Raw genomic sequence first — 16,920 nt, 5'->3', positions numbered from 1 at the left:
GCTAACTCGATCAGGTGAAATATTAAAATGCGTGAATATGACGACGACAAAAATAACGATAGCTGCTATTGGCATGATGGCGACACTGACTACGTATGCACAACCATCATCCATCCACTCACAGGATGTACCTGTAAAAACAGAATTACGTAAAACAACCGAAGGATACCAGCTGTACAGAAATGGACAGACCTATTTTATAAAAGGAGCTGGTGGCAGTGCCTATCCCGCCCGCATAGCAGCCTATGGCGGTAACTCTATTCGTACCTGGGGCTCCAGAGGCGCAGAGGCCATTCTTGATACCGCTGCCAAATACGGTCTTACCGTATTGCTCGGCCTCGATGTAGCACGCGAAAGACATGGCTTCAACTATGATGACACCGCTGCCGTAAGAAAACAGCTGGATAAAATACGCACAGAAGTAGTGAAATACAAAGACCACCCAGCCCTCCTGGCCTGGGGCATTGGTAACGAGCTGAACCTGCAATACAAAAACACCAAAGTATGGGATGCTGTCAACGACATCTCTAAAATGATACACAGCCTGGATCCCAATCATCCTACAACCACGGTGCTGGCAGGCGTTAACAAAGACCTGGTGGACTTACTCAAAGCAAAAACAACCGACATCGACCTGCTGGCCATCAATACCTACGGAGGATTGGCAGGCTTGCCGCGTACACTTGCTCAGTCAGGTTGGGATGGCGCCTATATGGTTACTGAGTGGGGGCCTACCGGACATTGGGAAGGCTTGCAAACCGAATGGAAATCTTCCATCGAAGAAACCAGCAGCGAAAAAGCAGCCGTATACAAAAGCCGCTATGAATACTCTGTAGAAAGAGACCGCGGCCGTTGCCTGGGCTCCTACGTTTTCCTCTGGGGGCAAAAGCAGGAGCGCACGCCAACCTGGTATGGACTCTTTACCGAGAAAGGCGAAGAGTCGGAAGTGATGGACGTAATGCAATACCTCTGGTCGGGAAAATGGCCTGCCAACAAAGCGCCCCATCTCTATTCCATGCAGCTCGACAATAAAAAATCACTAGACAATATATACCTTAAACCCGGCACCAGCTACAACGCACTGGCAGTAGCCACTGATCCGGATAAAGACAAACTATCCTATCGCTGGGAAGTGATGCCCGAACCTACCCAACTGAGTGAAGGCGGCGACTTCGAAGCCCGCCCCAAACCCATGGAAGGATTTATTACGGCGAGTGGAGAAGGCAAGGCTACCCTCAAAACGCCGGAAAAAGAAGGAGCCTACCGCATCTTTGTATACATCACAGATGGCAACAACAATGTGGCCACTGCCAACATACCCTTCTACATTAAAAAATAGTTGGTAGTTTTTTGTACATTCATGGAGAGCATTAAAACACTCCAGGATGCGAAACTATTTTCATTACCGGGTAATACTGGTCTGCTTCATTACCTCGATCGTTGTTATAAATGGTCAGGCACAGAAAGGACATGTGGTCACCTTTAAAAAGCATGTAGTAAGCAGCGTGTTCGTGTCTGAGGGAGCAGCCACCGGTGATGTCAACAAAGATGGCCGCATCGATATCCTGGCTGGTCAATACTGGTATGAAGCGCCATCCTGGAAACGGCATACCATACACAACGATACCCTGAACGCCCCTAAAGGATACAGTACGAGTTTCCTCAACTTTTGCATGGACGTGAACAACGACGGCTGGGTTGATCTTATAAAATTCGACGTGCCCGGAGGAGAATGCACGTGGTACGAAAATCCCGGGAAAGAGAATACAGCTTGGAAACGTCGCCTCATCCTTACATCAGCAGGCATCGAGACACCATTGCTTACAGATGTAGATGGCGATGGAAGGAAAGACATTATCTGCAACGATGCAGGGCAGAAACAAGTGATCTGGCTTAAATCACCCGTTGGTAAAGGCGATACTACCTGGCAGCGTTACCTTATCAGCAGTCACCCCGATCGTGCTACCCATCGCTACACACATGGCGTGGGCTGGGCCGATGTTAACCTCGATGGCCGGAAAGATGTGATCGTGAGAACCGGTTGGTGGGAAGGACCAGCCAATGTGAAACAACCGGAATGGATATGGCACCCGGCTGATCTCGGAGCTGATTGCGCCAATATGTTTGCACTGGATGTGGACCTTGATGGCGACATGGACATCATGAGCTCATCCGCACATGACTATGGAATATGGTGGCATGAACAACAGAAGAACGGGCAAGGCGAGTCAACCTGGATCACCCACGACATCAGTAAAAGTTTTTCTCAGTCACATTCCATGGCGATGGCAGATATTAACGGCGATGGCAATCCCGATCTTATTACCGGCAAACGCTTTGGCGCCCACAACGAAAAAGATCCCGGTGCCGCCGAGCCTGCCGTGCTCTATTGGTTTGAATGCCTGCCTGGTAAAACACCCCGCTGGATACCTCACGAGATCGACAACAACTCCGGCATTGGTAACAGCTTCGAAGTAACAGACATCAACAAAGATGGCCTGCTTGATATCATCACCTCCAATAAGAAAGGCGTATACTTCTTTGAACAGGTAAGAAAGTAACTCCCACTGTGGCATTACCGCCACACCCTTTGATGTATGTCATAAATGCTGTGCAGGCACCGGCAGCATTGTTCTTTTCCGTTAAATTCATGGATAAACTTGTCAGCTATGAAAAAGAACTTTACCTATGGCCTCGCCTGCCTGTTGCTCATTGCCTCCTGTAAAAAATTAGAAGACTTACCTATTCCGCCCGGTGCCAACGAAAAAGAATATACACTGAAAAAGCTGGTGCACGGAACACAGGAATATACTTTCTACTACAACAAGAAACACGCGCTGGATTCGGTAGGCATTACCGATGTAAAAGACAAAGCAGTATACCGCATAGTACGTCGCAACAACAGGATCGATTCAGTGATCTTTAAACGCAACGGATCAACCCTGTGGTACAATACAAATGTGCAATACGATAGTGAAGGAAACATCACAAGATTTGAGAATCATGCTATACCACCACAGCCATTTCCTGAACCTGGCATTATTACATACGATCAGGGGAAAGTACATACCATTACACTGATCAATACTTACCTCTCATTCCAGAGTAAGTACGATACTGTAACCTATAACCAGAAGAATGATATTATCCGCTGGGCTTCCGCAATACCCAGATCCACTATGGTTGACGTGAGAGACTATACTTACGACAACAAATACAATCCCCTATACTTTATTGACGATTTGCTGATCGTATTTTCAGAAGAACAATTCCTGTGGGAGTTCTTCTTAAGTCAGCACAACAGCCTTACCCAGTACTTTCGTTTGTACAATGTGACTGTTAATTACCAAAACACTTACGACCGGAAGAACCGGTTGATAAAGAAAGTATTTAACCAACGCTTCGATGCCAATGCACTCGACAGCCTGACCTTTCAATACATGAAATAGAAGTTTCTCTCTGCTATTGCTATTCCTTCCTGAGTAGACTCCTGGTAACCCGGGCTCGTAAATGTTGTGAATTAACGGAACAAAACACCGTTTAAAGACGGTAGACTGCAATGTAATTCATGTAATACATTTACCATAAATAGGCTTTGATTCTCTTTCAAAGTGTAATTCCTCTTTAAACCGTGCCTTAATTAAGCTGTATTAGTAATACATTAACTACACAACCATAATAAAATGGGAAAAAAACACACAACAGAAGAACTCAATGAAAGCGCTAATACATACCTGGCTAAAGAACAAGTTTATGACGCAATTGAAGCTCAAAATAGACTTGGAGTTAAAAGTTATACAGCATATGTAGAAGCCGACGCCTTTATTGGAAATCCCTATTCTTTGTTGGGAAGAGTTATAATGATAAGAAAGAAAGATGGGAAATGTCCGCAAGGAATCGTTGACAATGATTTTATTTCCGAGTTCGCTCCATCTCCCATTACAGGAATTCTGGTTGATAAGGATTCTAAAATTGAACAACCTATTAAAAGAGGGTCTATAATTGTAACAAAAGACTTATCTGCAAAAGTTGGATTTCTTAACTACTTGTCTGCGGAATTTTCTTCTAATTCGTCGTTTAGTATAATGCTATTTGATCAACTTACTGGCCTCGTGGATGTTCAATCGCCAACCTGGCAAAATGGCTTAAATCAGTGGATATTGAGCAATGCTTATCTTCTGCAAGACCCTGATGTCTGTTATTTGTATGCGATTATTGGTATTGTTCAGAAAAATGTGATTCGAAAAAAGTATACCAAATTAGACGCTAAAGCAGGTGGCGGAGCATACGGAATTAATATAAATGGAGAAATTCATACAAGTAATGAAGATTATTTTTTGGATATAAGATTCGGGCTAACACCAGTTATAATAAAAAGCCCAACATTTACTATACAATTACCGAAAAAAGAACTGGCTGATAAAATGGAAATTGCTTCAGAGATCAAAGGTTCAACGTTGGCAATGATTGATTTTAGTTTGAAGCACAAAGGAGCATTAAACTATTCTTTGCCAAACAGTGAGGAACTGGATGTGTTTAGGTTAATTCAAAATATAAAAGTGTAACATAGCAAGTACAAATCCCTAAATTATGAACAGAGTCGTTTTTTTCTTAGCATTTTTTTTATGCCTGATTTCAACTACTTATGGGCAGCAAAGAGTAAAGGTAACTCCCATCTTTGTAGATGACAGCTTTGATGATGTTTCGTTGTCCAAGCTTAACGAGGCAGTAATATTATTAGAAAACGCGTTTAATTCGAATGAGTTCTCCAATCGGGTATTGAATACGAAATTCGGTGTTGGAAATTTTCGACTGACAAGCAGTGAGATTTTGGAAGTTATCAAATCAGGAATGGATAATTATACAGGGAAACCCAAAGATTTTTCAATAGACCTGAGGATTAAGCTTTTTGATCAATATTTCGGGCATGGGAATTTTGGTATAACAGATATGAATACAAGGGTTACTCGAACACACAGATGTTATATTCTTCAGAATGATGTTAAATGTTATGCTTCTCACCTGGCGCATGAGTATTTGCATCAAATCGGATTTTATGATGATCGAACTTGGTTTCTTGGCACTAAAACTAAAAGTGTTCCTTATAAAATTGGGAATATCATTGACGATATAATTGGTAATGATAGTCATTGCATAGCTATAGATGCAACTTGCACAAAGTGAGGTAATCCTCCTTACTTCTATTCATGAGAAGAATTGGTATAAAGATGGTTTGTGCAGCTATTGATTATTAGCGATAATTATTGAGCAGCAGCATACCAGTTGCGCAGCCTTACGTCAATGGACTTACCGCCTGCATCAACAAGGCTTTTAAACCCATTTACATCGCTTAAGCCACCCTGTCCTCTATAGTGGTAAGGGTAAACGATCTTGGGTTGAAAAGCCAGCACAGCGTCAGCGGCTTCCTTTACATCCATGGTATAAGGCAGGTTCATACATACGAAGGCAACATCTATATTTTTCAGTCCACGCATTTCGGGGATGCCTTGCGTGTCGCCGGAAATATAAAAACGTTTACTGCCGATGGTCAGCACATAACCATTACCGCGGCCCTTGGTATGCCGGGCAGTTTCACTTTCCGGAAGGTTGTACATGGGGATCGCTTCGATGGCAATACCGGACTGAGTGGACTTATCGCCATTCTTCAAGATAACGGCTTTGGCTTTATCTGCTTCAGATAATTTATCAGCTACCACCTGGGGAACAACCAGGATGGTGTTGGGAGTTTTAACCGCATCGATCGATTTAGGATCAAAGTGGTCGCCATGAATATCACTGATAAGAATAATATCAGGCGCAGGAAGACCTTTGAAGTTATTGGCCCCGAAAGGGTCGGCATAAATAACCAGCTTGCCCACCTTTAGGATCAGGCTGGCATGCTGAACAGGTTGAACGATAATATTCCCCATCTTTTTATCGACAATAGTATCGGGAGCAGCGAGTTGAGCCTGGACCTGGCAAAGCATAAGCAGCAGGAACAGTGAAGAGACAAAGGTTTTCATTATAAGTGAGTTGAGTAGTGTAAATATACTTGAAATTGCCTATCTTTTGTTATATATCAAACAGCATATGAAATGCAACAAACGATGCCTTGCCACAAGCATTATCTGCTTGATACTTCTGCCAATACTTTATAGCGATCTGCAAGCCCAGACACCTGCAAAGACGAAACGCTATCTCTACGTTGCTACACCAGGTATTCGCGACTACCTGGGTTATGGCGGCCATGGTATCCTGGTATTCGACATGGACAATAACCACCGGTTTGTAAAAAGGATCAAGACCCAGGGCCTTCATCCCAATGGTAAACCCTCAAACGTAAAAGGAATAGCAGTAAGCATACCCCTCAATAGCATATATATAACCACGCTGGAGTCGTTGCAACGTATCGATCTGACTACTGAGAAAATTGTGTGGGAAAAGAAATTTGAAGGCGGCTGTGATCGCATGGCCATTTCTCCCGACGGACTGACCATGTACCTGCCATCTTTGGAAAATACTTTCTGGAATGTGGTCGATTGTAAAACGGGTGACATCATTAAAAAGCTCACCGTACACAAACGGGCACACAATACGATCTATGGGCGTGATGGAAAAGTGGTTTACCTGGATGACATAGCCAGCCCCTGGCTACACATTGCCGACGCACAAAAACATGAGCTGATAGGAAAAGTAGGTCCATTTGCCAATAACGTGAGGCCCTTTACCGTCAATGGCAAAGAAACCATAACATACGTTACTGTCGACAGCTTGCTTGGTTTTGAAGTAGGCGACCTGAAAACCGGAGCAAAGACTGCCCATATAGCAGTAGAAGGGTGGGAGAGAGGACCCGTCAGAAGACATGGCAATCCCAGTCATGGTATTGGGCTTACTCCCGACGAAAAAGAAATATGGCTATGCGACGGCCACAATATGCGGTTGCACGTATTCAGTGCCGAAGCTCCCTTTCAACAATTGACCACGATCCCCCTGCAGGATATGCCCGGCTGGATTGTATTCAGCATGGATGGCAAATATGCCTACCCATCGAGTGGAGAGGTAATTGACGTTAAGACCCGCAACATACTTTTCTACCTTAAAGATGAATCCCACAACAACGTAGCCAGCGAAAAAATGGTAGAGATCCAATTCAGCAGCAACAAAGCCATTCGTGCCGGCAATCAATTTGGTATCGGGGCCAGGACATTTTAAGACAGAATAAATAAATATTTTCCCGCCTTTATTGCTTCACGAAAACGAGCTTTCGCGGATGCGGCCTTGTTTGCACTGAATTATACAATAATAACCCGCAATTTGCCATTGCTGCCGCGCCCGATCTGTACAATATTTGCAGACCCTGCTCTCCTGCTAACATGAACTGCAGTAACACCACTGTTGCTGTCAGCCTTCCGTTTCCCGCTTACATACAGATCATAAACCAAATAAGTAAAGCCATGCAATTAGTGGTAGTGCCAATAGACAAACCAATGGCGGAAGTGAATGCAACAAATGCAAGGACACAATGGGCTGCGATCAGTGGAAAACATATCGCATACCGTTCAATCGGACATGGTGATCCCATTATCTTTTGTCAACGCTTTCGTGGCAACCTCGACGACTGGGATCCTGCTTTTCTCGACGAATTGGCACAACATTACAGGGTCATCACCTTTGACTTTACGGCCATGGGATCTTCAACCGGTAGTCCCAACAGAGATATGTTGATGTTTGCTTATGATGTTATTGACCTGGCGGATGCACTGGGCATTGATAAATTCATCATGGGTGGTTGGTCGTTTGGCGGCTGGGTAGCACAGATCGTTACTACAGAGTTTCCTGAAAGGATACAACAAACTATATTATTAGGCACAAGGCCACCCGGAAAAGTGACACATCCGATGGAAGATATTTTCCTGGCAACAGCCCATGTGCCCGACAATACACTGGATGATGAAGTAATACTTTTCTTCGAGCCCATTTCAGCAACGAGTAGGGAGGCTGCCCGGTTAAGCCATGAACGAATCAATGCCCGCACAATCGATAGAGACAGAGAAGTGAAGCCTGAGTCATGGCAACACTACAGTGAAGGGGCCGAAGATTATATCAACGATCCATACGATGCAAGGAGAAAATTGACAGAAACAAACATACCCATCCTGGTGATATCAGGCGATCATGAGATTTGTTTCCCACCAGAAAATTGGTTTGAACTGAACCGCCAATTACCTACCACACAAGTTATTATTATACCACGGGCAGGCCATGGCCCTCACCACCAATACCCTGCAATGGTGGCGAACTACATACACGCCTTCATTGAGAACAACAAAGGCCTTTAGAGAATAATTAACACGAAGGTAGTATATATTGTTAGGAATCCTAACTATATTTGTATGGTCAAATATAACACATCACCAAACCGATAATCATGAAACAGGTACTTACATTGACAGGATTAATGCTATGGGCAGGAATGGCAGCAACTGCCGGTAACTATTGTGACTCATGCCAGAAAACAAAAACTGGCAAATCAGACATCAACGAGACGGACTACAAAATCACAGCAGCTTCAGTTACGCATAATAAGAAGTGGGGACAACTGGAGTTCGAGATCATTGTGCAAGGACAGGCTGGCCGCAGCGTTTCCAAACCAGCCGGACAAATGAATGGTGCGCCGGTAGACGGATACGTATTCCCTACCACGCTATCCTCAGAAGACATTGGCTTTAGCAAAACAGAAGGTATTTTAGCGTTGGCATTGACAGCTCACCCCGACTTTGACGATACACCGCTTTGGGATGAGGATGGCGACGGCGATTATACTAACGATAAAATAGTATGGCATCCCCATTGGGTAGTATTGGTACAGGACAAAAGAGTACCGGGCGGCTTGGCCGTTAAAGAGTTTGATGCAAAAGACAAAACAGTCGTGTTGCCAAAGACCAATCCGGGTATGCCGATGTACATGGACTCACCGGGATTTCAGGTAATTACAGAAGGTAAAGCGATACGCGTAGTAGTGCCGGATTACAGGGTACGCTTTAAAACAAATTTCAAATACGATGCAGTAGGCGCTTACATGCAGCTATACACGGGAGAGGGAGGTGCGCACCTGGCAGATGGTAAAATGCCGATGTTGGGCGTGTATAAGGTTTACAGTGTATTATCCAAAAACCTTTCATTACCCTACCAGGTAAAATAATTACTAAACATATATGCAGGGGAGTAAGTGGGAGTTTTCATCGCAGGCGCATAAGCTTACTCATCCTGCATTTTTAAAACTAAGTATATGAAAGTTTCAGTTTACGACACCTATGTCACAAAGAAAGATGGCAACATCATGCATTTTGATATCCTGGTACCCACCAATCTTAATGATACCGAAAAGATATACGATTTTGGGCGTACCTATTTGGCCGGAAAACAACAGGCTGGTCAACCACTTACTACCAAAGAATGCCGTTTCTGCCATATAGAACAGGCCAGTGCCGAAGTAGTAAATGATATTGAGCGTCAGGGATTCTCGATCATTGAGATGGAAGGATGTAATAACTGAGCAGGGTTTTGCCTAATTTGCAGCAGCAATGAGCAGTATGAACGAAATACCCTTTGATCCGGATACACAGAACACTTCCAACGACGCTTTGATCGTCGCGGCCCTGGAGCGTATTGGAGAATCTTTCCGGGTCATGCTGTGGGAGCAGGCAAAAGAACATGGCCTCAGCCCGATACAGGTGCAAACGCTCATCTTCCTGAATACCCACGATGAATCCAAAGCTACGGTAACCTATTTGTCAAAAGAGTTTAATGTGACCAAGGCTACAATGAGTGAGGTCGTAAAAGTGTTGTCGGAAAAGAAGTTGTTGTCGAGAAAAGATAACCCGGCAGATACACGGGCACAAATACTGAAGCTCACAGCACAGGGAAAGAAGGTGGCTACAGCCACAGGAGGTTTTGCCAATTCCATCCTGCGGTATATGGATGAGTTGAGCGACCGGCAGAAGACAGGACTCAAAACAATACTGCTCGATCTTATCTACCATCTATACAAGGATAACATTATCACCATGCAACGCATGTGCTTTACCTGCGTGAATTTCGCTACTGCCAATAACAAACCATTCTGCAACCTGCTTAAAATTACCCTCACCCCCGATCACCTCCGGCTCGATTGCCCGGAACATGTATTAAAACAGGACTAAAGCAAACATGAACACTGAAATAAATGAACAGGATATAGCTGCAAACATTGCCCACATAAAACAACGCATACAAACGGGCTGCAACAAAGCAGGGAGGGACACAGAAGAAGTGCGATTGTTACTGGCCACAAAGACCGTAACAGCAGAAAAAATAAAATGGGCCATTGACACAAGAGAAACACTGCTCGGAGAGAATAAAGTACAGGAGCTAAAACAAAAGGACGATCTGCTCGGTAAGCTGAACATAGAACGGCATTTCATTGGACACCTGCAAACCAATAAGATCAAAGAGGTATTGAAATACGTACAGTGCATTCAGTCAGTCGACAGGTTGGACCTGGTAGAGAAGTTGGATAGCCGCATGCAACAGGAAGGAAGATCGATCGACATATTATTCCAGGTCAACACTTCCTTTGAAGAAAGTAAATTTGGCGCCCATCCCGATGAGGCCCTTACACTCCTGAAAAAGATCAGCAGCTATGACACGCTGAACATAAAAGGATTGATGACGATTGGCCTTTTCGACGCCGACCCGGAAAAAGTGCGACCCTCCTTCGTTTTATTGCGGCAGATAAGGGACCAGGCTATCCGGGAAGGCATACTGCAGCCAACAGCCCGTGAGCTCAGCATGGGCATGAGTGGAGACCTGGAAACAGCTATAGAAGAAGGCGCTACCATCATCCGCGTAGGGACCGCTATCTTTGGAAAGCGACAATACCCCGACAGCTATTATTGGAACGAAAACAAACAAGTACAATGAGGATACACTACATACAACACGTGCCCTTTGAAGGTTTAGGATATATACAAACATGGATAGCAGCAAATAACCATACCCTCACTGCCACCAAAGTTTGGGAAAAACCAGTGTTCCCTTCAATGGATGATTTCGATGTCCTCATCATTATGGGTGGCCCGATGGGCGTTTATGATGACCATCAATACCAATGGCTGTCCGAAGAGAAGAACTTTATCTTCAGTGCCATTAAAGAAGAAAAGAAGATCATTGGCATTTGCCTGGGCGCTCAATTACTGGCTTGCGTATTGGGTGCTACCATCTATACCAATAAACACAAGGAGATCGGTTGGTTTCCGATCCATATAGAAAGTTCCTTCAAAGAATGGCTGGGAACAGAGGTGCCCGAAGAGATGTTGGTCTTCCATTGGCATGGCGACAAATTCGATAATCCTTACGGGGGGCTCATCCAGGCAAGTTCGGAAGCCTGCAATCACCAGGTATTCACCTTTGGCGACAACATGATCGGACTCCAATTCCACCTCGAAGCCAATAATGAAAGCATCCAGGGGATGCTGCAACATTGTAGTCATGAACTGATAACAGCCCCTTATATCCAGGATATCACCACCATCTCAAACCACCAGGCATTCACAGCACCCAACCAGTTGATGGGGCAGATCTTGCAGAAAATGTGTAGCTGATTATTTTGCTTTCTTAATTTTACGGCAGATAAACAGCAGCATATGGATGGCCAATACAGAAAAGATATTTATCCGGGACAGGAAGTAGCGATCATCCTCAAAAAGGACCAGCGAACAGGCAAGTTGACGTACGGTATCGTCAAAGACCTGCTTACCTCAGCCGCCTACCATTCAAGAGGTATAAAAGTGCGGCTGGAAGATGGGCAGGTTGGCCGTGTAGCCGAAATAGAGGTAGTTGACCCGGATAGCGAATAGCTGGCCACATAGCAGAAATAGTCAGCAATAAATCTTATTTTGTCAACGAATAGAGATTTAAGACTCTGCAATAGCCCATAACCCCTATGTTCAAGTTATATACATCTGCGATATTATTGCTGCTGACACAGGTACTATTTGCGCAACAGCCTGTTCTTCAATGGGCTAAAGCTTTTGTGACTTCCACTTATATTACCTCGAATAGCAATGGCAGGGCCATAGGAGTAGACGGGCAGGGAAATGTTTACTCAGCCGGTTTTTTGCATAATACCATCGATATGGACCCCGGTCCTGCAATGTTTCCACTATCAGGTACAAGCCACGGCGAATACGGGATCTATATCTCGAAACTCGACCCTGATGGGAATTTCGTCTGGGCAAAACAGATTCCGACATTGGTTGAGTTTGGCGATATTGAACTTAAGGTTGACAAAGATGGGAATGTGTACCTCGCTTCTAATCTGCCCGACCCCGCCGATATGGACCCCGGTCCCGGCGTTCAGATAATGACACCTATCGGAGCAAAAGATGCTTTTGTAGTAAAATTAGACACAGATGGCAACCTCGTATGGGCAAAACAGTTTGGCGGCCCCGGCGATACCGTTCCGCAAGCAAATGTGCTGGTCATTGATAAAGATAATAATGTGATCATTTGTGGTTTGTTCAACAATACCGTGGATTTTGATCCCGGTCCTGGCACATACAATATTACATCTACCGCGCATATACAAGCGTATGTGGTCAAGTTGAACAATAACGGAGATTTTATCTGGGCAAAGCAGCTCGGTAATTCCCCTATCGTATATAGTGGTTCTGCCATTGTTGATGTGAATTGCGATAAAAATGGAAATATTTATACCATGGGCGCGTTTAGTGGTACTTGTGATTTTGATCCTGGCTCAGCTGTACATAATTTGACATCGGGCAGTATACGGGATGGATTCGTGGCAAAATGGACACCCGGTGGTGACTTTATTTGGGCCAAAGGAATTAAGAACGTTGCAACAGAGTACAACAACCACATGTATCCAAGAGCAATTGACTTTGACAATATGAACAACGTCATTGTTGCTGGATCATTCTACGGGACATTTGATTTCGACCCGGGTACGGCAAGCCATAACATCGTAGGCAATGGTTATGATTGTTACATACTTAAACTTACAGAGCAGGGTGACTTTGTATGGGTCAAAATCATCAGCGGTAACGGGTATGAGGCGGCACATGACTTTATGGTAGGGGCCGACAACAACTTATATATTATTGGCGAATTTGGTCCCACTGTTGATTTTGACCCCGGCCCAGGCGATCATACCGTTACTTTTCCGAATTATGGTGCTTCAGCCGTTATAAAACTAACCAACAATGGAGATTTTATATATGCAACGGCTTTTCCGGGTACCTCCGGTTCTACTTTTTTTAGGCGAATGGAAATGGACCCTTCGTTGAATATTTATATCACGGGCACCGTGTCAGGCTCAATCGATTTCGATCCTGGACCTGGTGTCTATACCCTGAATGCCAATGCCAGTGCCGCGCCACTTGTTTTAAAACTTGGTCCTTGTGCCAACAGAACTACTTCTACCCTTGCGATAAATGCTTGCGATAGCTATACCTTGAATAATACAACGTTCAATACGTCCGGTACCTATATCCAAACCATTCCTAACACGCAAGGATGCGATTCAATAATCACATTGCAGCTTACCATCAATAAGAAAAGCACGCAACAAACAAAGACCATTTGCGAAGGCGAATCCTTTTTTGCAGGAGGTTCCGATCAAACCATATCAGGGACTTATGTAGATGTGTTGCGGACAGTATTGGGCTGCGATTCGGTCGTTACCACCATTCTGACAGTAAATCCCAAACCTTTGCCCAATCTTGGACCTGATAAAAACTTATGCAATAATACTCAACTGAATGTTGCACCGGGAATATTTACGAGCTATCAGTGGCAGGATATGACAACTGCAGGTAGTTTAACCATTAAAGAGCCTGGAAAATATTGGGTAAAGGTTACGAATAGTTTCAACTGTACAGCAACAGATACACTCACGATAGCAATGATGTTGCCTACACCTTCGAATTTCCTAAAAACCGCAGACAGCGTTTGTAATTACGAAAGCCTGGAAATTTCTCCATTGAACAATTACACCAGTTATCAATGGTCGACTGGCGCTACAACAAAAAATATAAAAGTAGAGAAACCGGGCAACTGGTGGCTTAAAGTAACAGATATCAATGGATGTTCAGGAGCTGATACGATCACTGTTTTCGATAAAAAATGCATGTGGGGTTTTTACGCGCCTTCGGCATTTAGTCCCAATGGGGATCGGAAGAATGATGAGTTTAGGCCACTCCTGTTTGGTAAAGTAAAACAATACCGTTTTGCAGTATATAACCGCTGGGGAACATTGATATTCCAGACGGCTGATCCCTACAAAGGGTGGGATGGAAGAATTGGTGGTACGGCCCAACCCAACGGGGTATTTGTATGGACCTGTTCTTATCAGCTTGAAGGAGCACCACCGAAAACCGAAAAAGGAGCTGTAACATTAATACGATAGGTAAACTTTTCTTGTTCAGTTTCTTTCCAAACATCTGGCAAATCAAAATATATCATAAACGCTAAAATGGTAACTTACAGGAAGCTTATAATACATGAAGTTTCAGGAAATAAAACCATTTGCACCACTCCGTCCATACATCGACAGGATCTTCATCCTGGAGTGTGAAGGCAAATTGCCTAAAGACGACCTGAAGCTAATAGTACCCAATGCGAGGGTGAAGATGGTCATTCCTTACAGAAATTCAATTACCGCACAGTTTAACGGAAGCACGTACCACTCCAAAGAAAGTAAGATCACATTGATCGGCCTGAGCGACATACCGGCTGTGGTCGATATTGGAGAAGATCGCCCATCCGGCAACATAACAATAGAGTTTAGCCCGCTCGGCGCTTATCGCTTTCTTAAGCTCCGGTTGGCTGAGATCAAGAATGGCATTTACGCCTTTGAAGAGTTGGCAGGTGCTGCCTGCCGGAGGTTGGAAGAACAAGTAGAGGAAGTTGCCACTGTCCCGGAAAAATTGGAGCGCCTGCAGAACTTTCTGCTTGCGGCATTTTTACAAAACAGCGAAGACAACGTCTTTGAATACTGCGTAAAACGACTGATCAGGGATAAAGGAAGAACCCTGATCACCGACCTGGAGCGCGCAACCGGCTACACGGCCCGCTGGCTCAATGCTAAGTTTAACGATAGAGTAGGTACCAGCGCCAAGAACCTGGGTTCCATTATTCGTTTTCAGCATTTCTACCAGTCGGTACATGCCAACAAAGAGCGGTACTTTTTCGAGCGGGAATTATACGATTATTACTACGATCAGGCGCATTTCATCAAAGACATCAAGCGGTTTACAGGTTACCCTCCCAAACAGCTCCTGCAGCAGAGCAACGACTACGACCGCTTCTTCTACAAGGGATAACACTTCCGATTTTTACAATCCTGCCTTTTAGGGTCTACATAGCTTTGCCGGGTAATCAAACAATGAACGATGAAATATTTCATGTACAAACTCATCCCGCCAAGGCCAACCTTTAACCTGGATATGAATGCAGAAGAAGCAGCAGTGATGCAATCCCACATCCAATACTGGAATGGTCTGTTTGCAGAACGAAAAGTATTGATTTATGGTCCGGTGCTTGATCCAAAGGGAGTCTTTGGACTGGCTGTTATTGAAGTTGGGTCAGACGAAGAAGCGCAAGCTATGATAGACAAAGATCCTGCAGTAACATCCGGAATCAATAAATACGAACTATGGCCAATGCTGCCGGGACTTGTAAGGCAATAACCTAATAACGAACCGTTACAGATCACTGCGGTAATTCCGGTCTGCGCATTTTGTATTGTGTGGCCGTAATAGCGTTTAGAAAAGCGATGAGGTCATCCTTCTCTGGCTCTGTCAACTGAAGGGGACGCATTATAACGTCTGTCTTGGGATACAGTGGATCATTCTTATCCTTAGCCTTATCGTCCAGCATGTGCATGCCACTGTTGTAAATGTTTATAACGCCTTTAATGTTATCAAACAAGCCATTGTGCATCCACGGATTCGTTTTCATCACATCGCGCAGGGAAGGCGTTCTGAACTTACCTACATCCTTAGGATCTTTGGTTACCTCGTAACGGCCTAGGTCCTGGTACTTGCGGCCATAATACGATAATCCGATGTTGTGAAAATCGCCATCTGTAAAATAAGTTCCGTTATGGCAGTTCATGCACCGCGCCTTTCTTCTAAACAGGTCAAGACCTCGGATCTCCTGGTCGGTCATCGCTTTATAATCTCCCCGAACAAAACGGTCGAAATCACTTTGACGGCTCTTGATGATCTTTTCGAATGCGGCTATCGCGCCTAAGATCTTATCTATGTTAACACGTTCGTCACCATATGCCTGCTTAAAAAGAGCACGATACCCCTTGATCTCTGCTATTTTGGAGGGTAGCAAAGGTGTTTCCATATTCATTTCGTGGTGGGTACCCAGCGGATTCAGTGCCTGATCTTCCAGGCTTTCACTGCGGCCGTCCCAAAAGAAAGAACGATGTAGCGATACATTTAGCAGGGAAGGCGTATTCCGTTTTCCTTCCAGGTGATCATGACCCACAGAAACCCGTCTTGCATCACCCCAGCCGATCTCCGGATCATGACAACTGCTGCAGGATATTTGGTTGGAGCTGGATAAGCGGGGGTCGAAAAAAAGCAGTTGACCCAGTTTTACCTTTGGGTCTTTGTCCACCAACAACCAGGAACTATCATAAGGCAATGCGCCCAACTCAGTATACCGGATATTACTATCGATAAAAGGGCGGGGCCACTCCTTAACAGGGCGTGCATACAACTGTCGCAAAGAGTCCTCCCGCAATTGGCCGGCATCACCCACCTGCGGCGAGGTTACTACCCACGATGCCAAAAACAATAAACAGGCGATCATCATGAACATCTTGCTGACAGTACCCATAACTTC

General features: G+C 44.6%; 18 protein-coding genes. 16 read left to right on the top strand and 2 right to left on the bottom strand.

Annotation, left to right across the window (positions count from 1 at the left end):
* Positions 1-37 precede the first annotated feature (37 nt).
* From AC5JBY_RS26290 to AC5JBY_RS26270, 5 genes are all read left to right on the top strand, one after another.
* Entirely contained in the window at positions 38-1,339 is a 1,302-nt protein-coding gene (locus tag AC5JBY_RS26290) for a hypothetical protein (RefSeq protein ID WP_495907648.1), read from the top strand.
* Positions 1,340-1,385: 46 nt separating this feature from the next.
* Entirely contained in the window at positions 1,386-2,561 is a 1,176-nt protein-coding gene (locus tag AC5JBY_RS26285; RefSeq protein WP_495907647.1) for an FG-GAP repeat domain-containing protein, read from the top strand.
* A gap of 108 nt (positions 2,562-2,669) precedes the next feature.
* A complete protein-coding gene (locus AC5JBY_RS26280) occupies positions 2,670-3,449 on the top strand; it encodes a hypothetical protein (protein ID WP_495907646.1) in 780 nt (259 codons plus the stop codon).
* A gap of 234 nt (positions 3,450-3,683) precedes the next feature.
* Positions 3,684-4,565, top strand: a complete 882-nt coding sequence (locus tag AC5JBY_RS26275; protein WP_495907645.1) for a hypothetical protein — start codon at positions 3,684-3,686, stop codon at positions 4,563-4,565.
* A gap of 25 nt (positions 4,566-4,590) precedes the next feature.
* The gene (locus AC5JBY_RS26270) at positions 4,591-5,184 is read left to right on the top strand and encodes a hypothetical protein (protein ID WP_495907644.1); all 594 of its coding nucleotides are present in this window, start codon (positions 4,591-4,593) and stop codon (positions 5,182-5,184) included.
* Between the two features lie 77 nt (positions 5,185-5,261).
* Here AC5JBY_RS26270 and AC5JBY_RS26265 read toward each other — a convergent pair whose 3' ends face one another.
* Entirely contained in the window at positions 5,262-6,023 is a 762-nt protein-coding gene (locus AC5JBY_RS26265) for an MBL fold metallo-hydrolase (protein WP_495907643.1), read from the bottom strand.
* Positions 6,024-6,132: 109 nt separating this feature from the next.
* On the opposite strand from AC5JBY_RS26265, the gene AC5JBY_RS26260 reads away from it, so the two are divergent.
* The 11 genes from AC5JBY_RS26260 to AC5JBY_RS26210 all read left to right on the top strand — a co-directional run bounded on the left by AC5JBY_RS26260 (position 6,133) and on the right by AC5JBY_RS26210 (position 15,749).
* Positions 6,133-7,212, top strand: a complete 1,080-nt coding sequence (locus tag AC5JBY_RS26260; protein ID WP_495907642.1) for a YncE family protein — start codon at positions 6,133-6,135, stop codon at positions 7,210-7,212.
* Positions 7,213-7,454: 242 nt separating this feature from the next.
* Positions 7,455-8,339 (top strand): alpha/beta fold hydrolase, encoded by an 885-nt coding sequence (locus AC5JBY_RS26255; RefSeq protein ID WP_495907641.1) that lies wholly within the window; start codon positions 7,455-7,457, stop codon positions 8,337-8,339.
* Between the two features lie 89 nt (positions 8,340-8,428).
* A complete protein-coding gene (locus tag AC5JBY_RS26250) occupies positions 8,429-9,202 on the top strand; it encodes a hypothetical protein (RefSeq protein ID WP_495907640.1) in 774 nt (257 codons plus the stop codon).
* Between the two features lie 87 nt (positions 9,203-9,289).
* A complete protein-coding gene (locus AC5JBY_RS26245) occupies positions 9,290-9,556 on the top strand; it encodes a DUF2024 family protein (RefSeq protein WP_495907639.1) in 267 nt (88 codons plus the stop codon).
* Between the two features lie 28 nt (positions 9,557-9,584).
* The gene (locus AC5JBY_RS26240; RefSeq protein WP_495907638.1) at positions 9,585-10,202 is read left to right on the top strand and encodes a MarR family winged helix-turn-helix transcriptional regulator; all 618 of its coding nucleotides are present in this window, start codon (positions 9,585-9,587) and stop codon (positions 10,200-10,202) included.
* Between the two features lie 7 nt (positions 10,203-10,209).
* Positions 10,210-10,962 carry a YggS family pyridoxal phosphate-dependent enzyme gene (locus AC5JBY_RS26235; RefSeq protein WP_495907637.1) on the top strand — a complete coding sequence of 251 codons (753 nt, stop codon included), beginning with the start codon at positions 10,210-10,212 and terminating at the stop codon, positions 10,960-10,962.
* Positions 10,959-11,642, top strand: coding sequence for a type 1 glutamine amidotransferase (locus AC5JBY_RS26230; RefSeq protein WP_495907636.1), 684 nt, complete (start codon positions 10,959-10,961; stop codon positions 11,640-11,642). Before AC5JBY_RS26235 ends, AC5JBY_RS26230 begins: the two co-directional genes overlap by 4 nt.
* A 42-nt stretch (positions 11,643-11,684) precedes the next feature.
* On the top strand, positions 11,685-11,897 hold the full coding sequence (locus AC5JBY_RS26225; protein ID WP_495907635.1) for a YwbE family protein: 213 nt from the start codon (positions 11,685-11,687) through the stop codon (positions 11,895-11,897).
* 86 nt (positions 11,898-11,983) lie between these two features.
* Entirely contained in the window at positions 11,984-14,467 is a 2,484-nt protein-coding gene (locus tag AC5JBY_RS26220) for a T9SS type B sorting domain-containing protein (RefSeq protein ID WP_495907634.1), read from the top strand.
* A 94-nt stretch (positions 14,468-14,561) separates the two neighbouring features.
* Entirely contained in the window at positions 14,562-15,383 is an 822-nt protein-coding gene (locus AC5JBY_RS26215) for a DUF6597 domain-containing transcriptional factor (RefSeq protein WP_495907633.1), read from the top strand.
* A gap of 69 nt (positions 15,384-15,452) precedes the next feature.
* Positions 15,453-15,749: a YciI family protein gene (locus AC5JBY_RS26210; protein WP_495907632.1), complete on the top strand. Its 297-nt coding sequence runs from the start codon at positions 15,453-15,455 to the stop codon at positions 15,747-15,749.
* Positions 15,750-15,771: 22 nt separating this feature from the next.
* Here AC5JBY_RS26210 and AC5JBY_RS26205 read toward each other — a convergent pair whose 3' ends face one another.
* Positions 15,772-16,914 (bottom strand): cytochrome-c peroxidase, encoded by a 1,143-nt coding sequence (locus tag AC5JBY_RS26205; protein ID WP_495907631.1) that lies wholly within the window; start codon positions 16,912-16,914, stop codon positions 15,772-15,774.
* Positions 16,915-16,920 lie beyond the last annotated feature (6 nt).

The organism is Paraflavitalea sp., assembly GCF_059502485.1.
The sequence above is the reverse complement of the archived record's forward strand: the minus strand, read 5'-3'. Positions and strand labels throughout refer to the sequence as shown.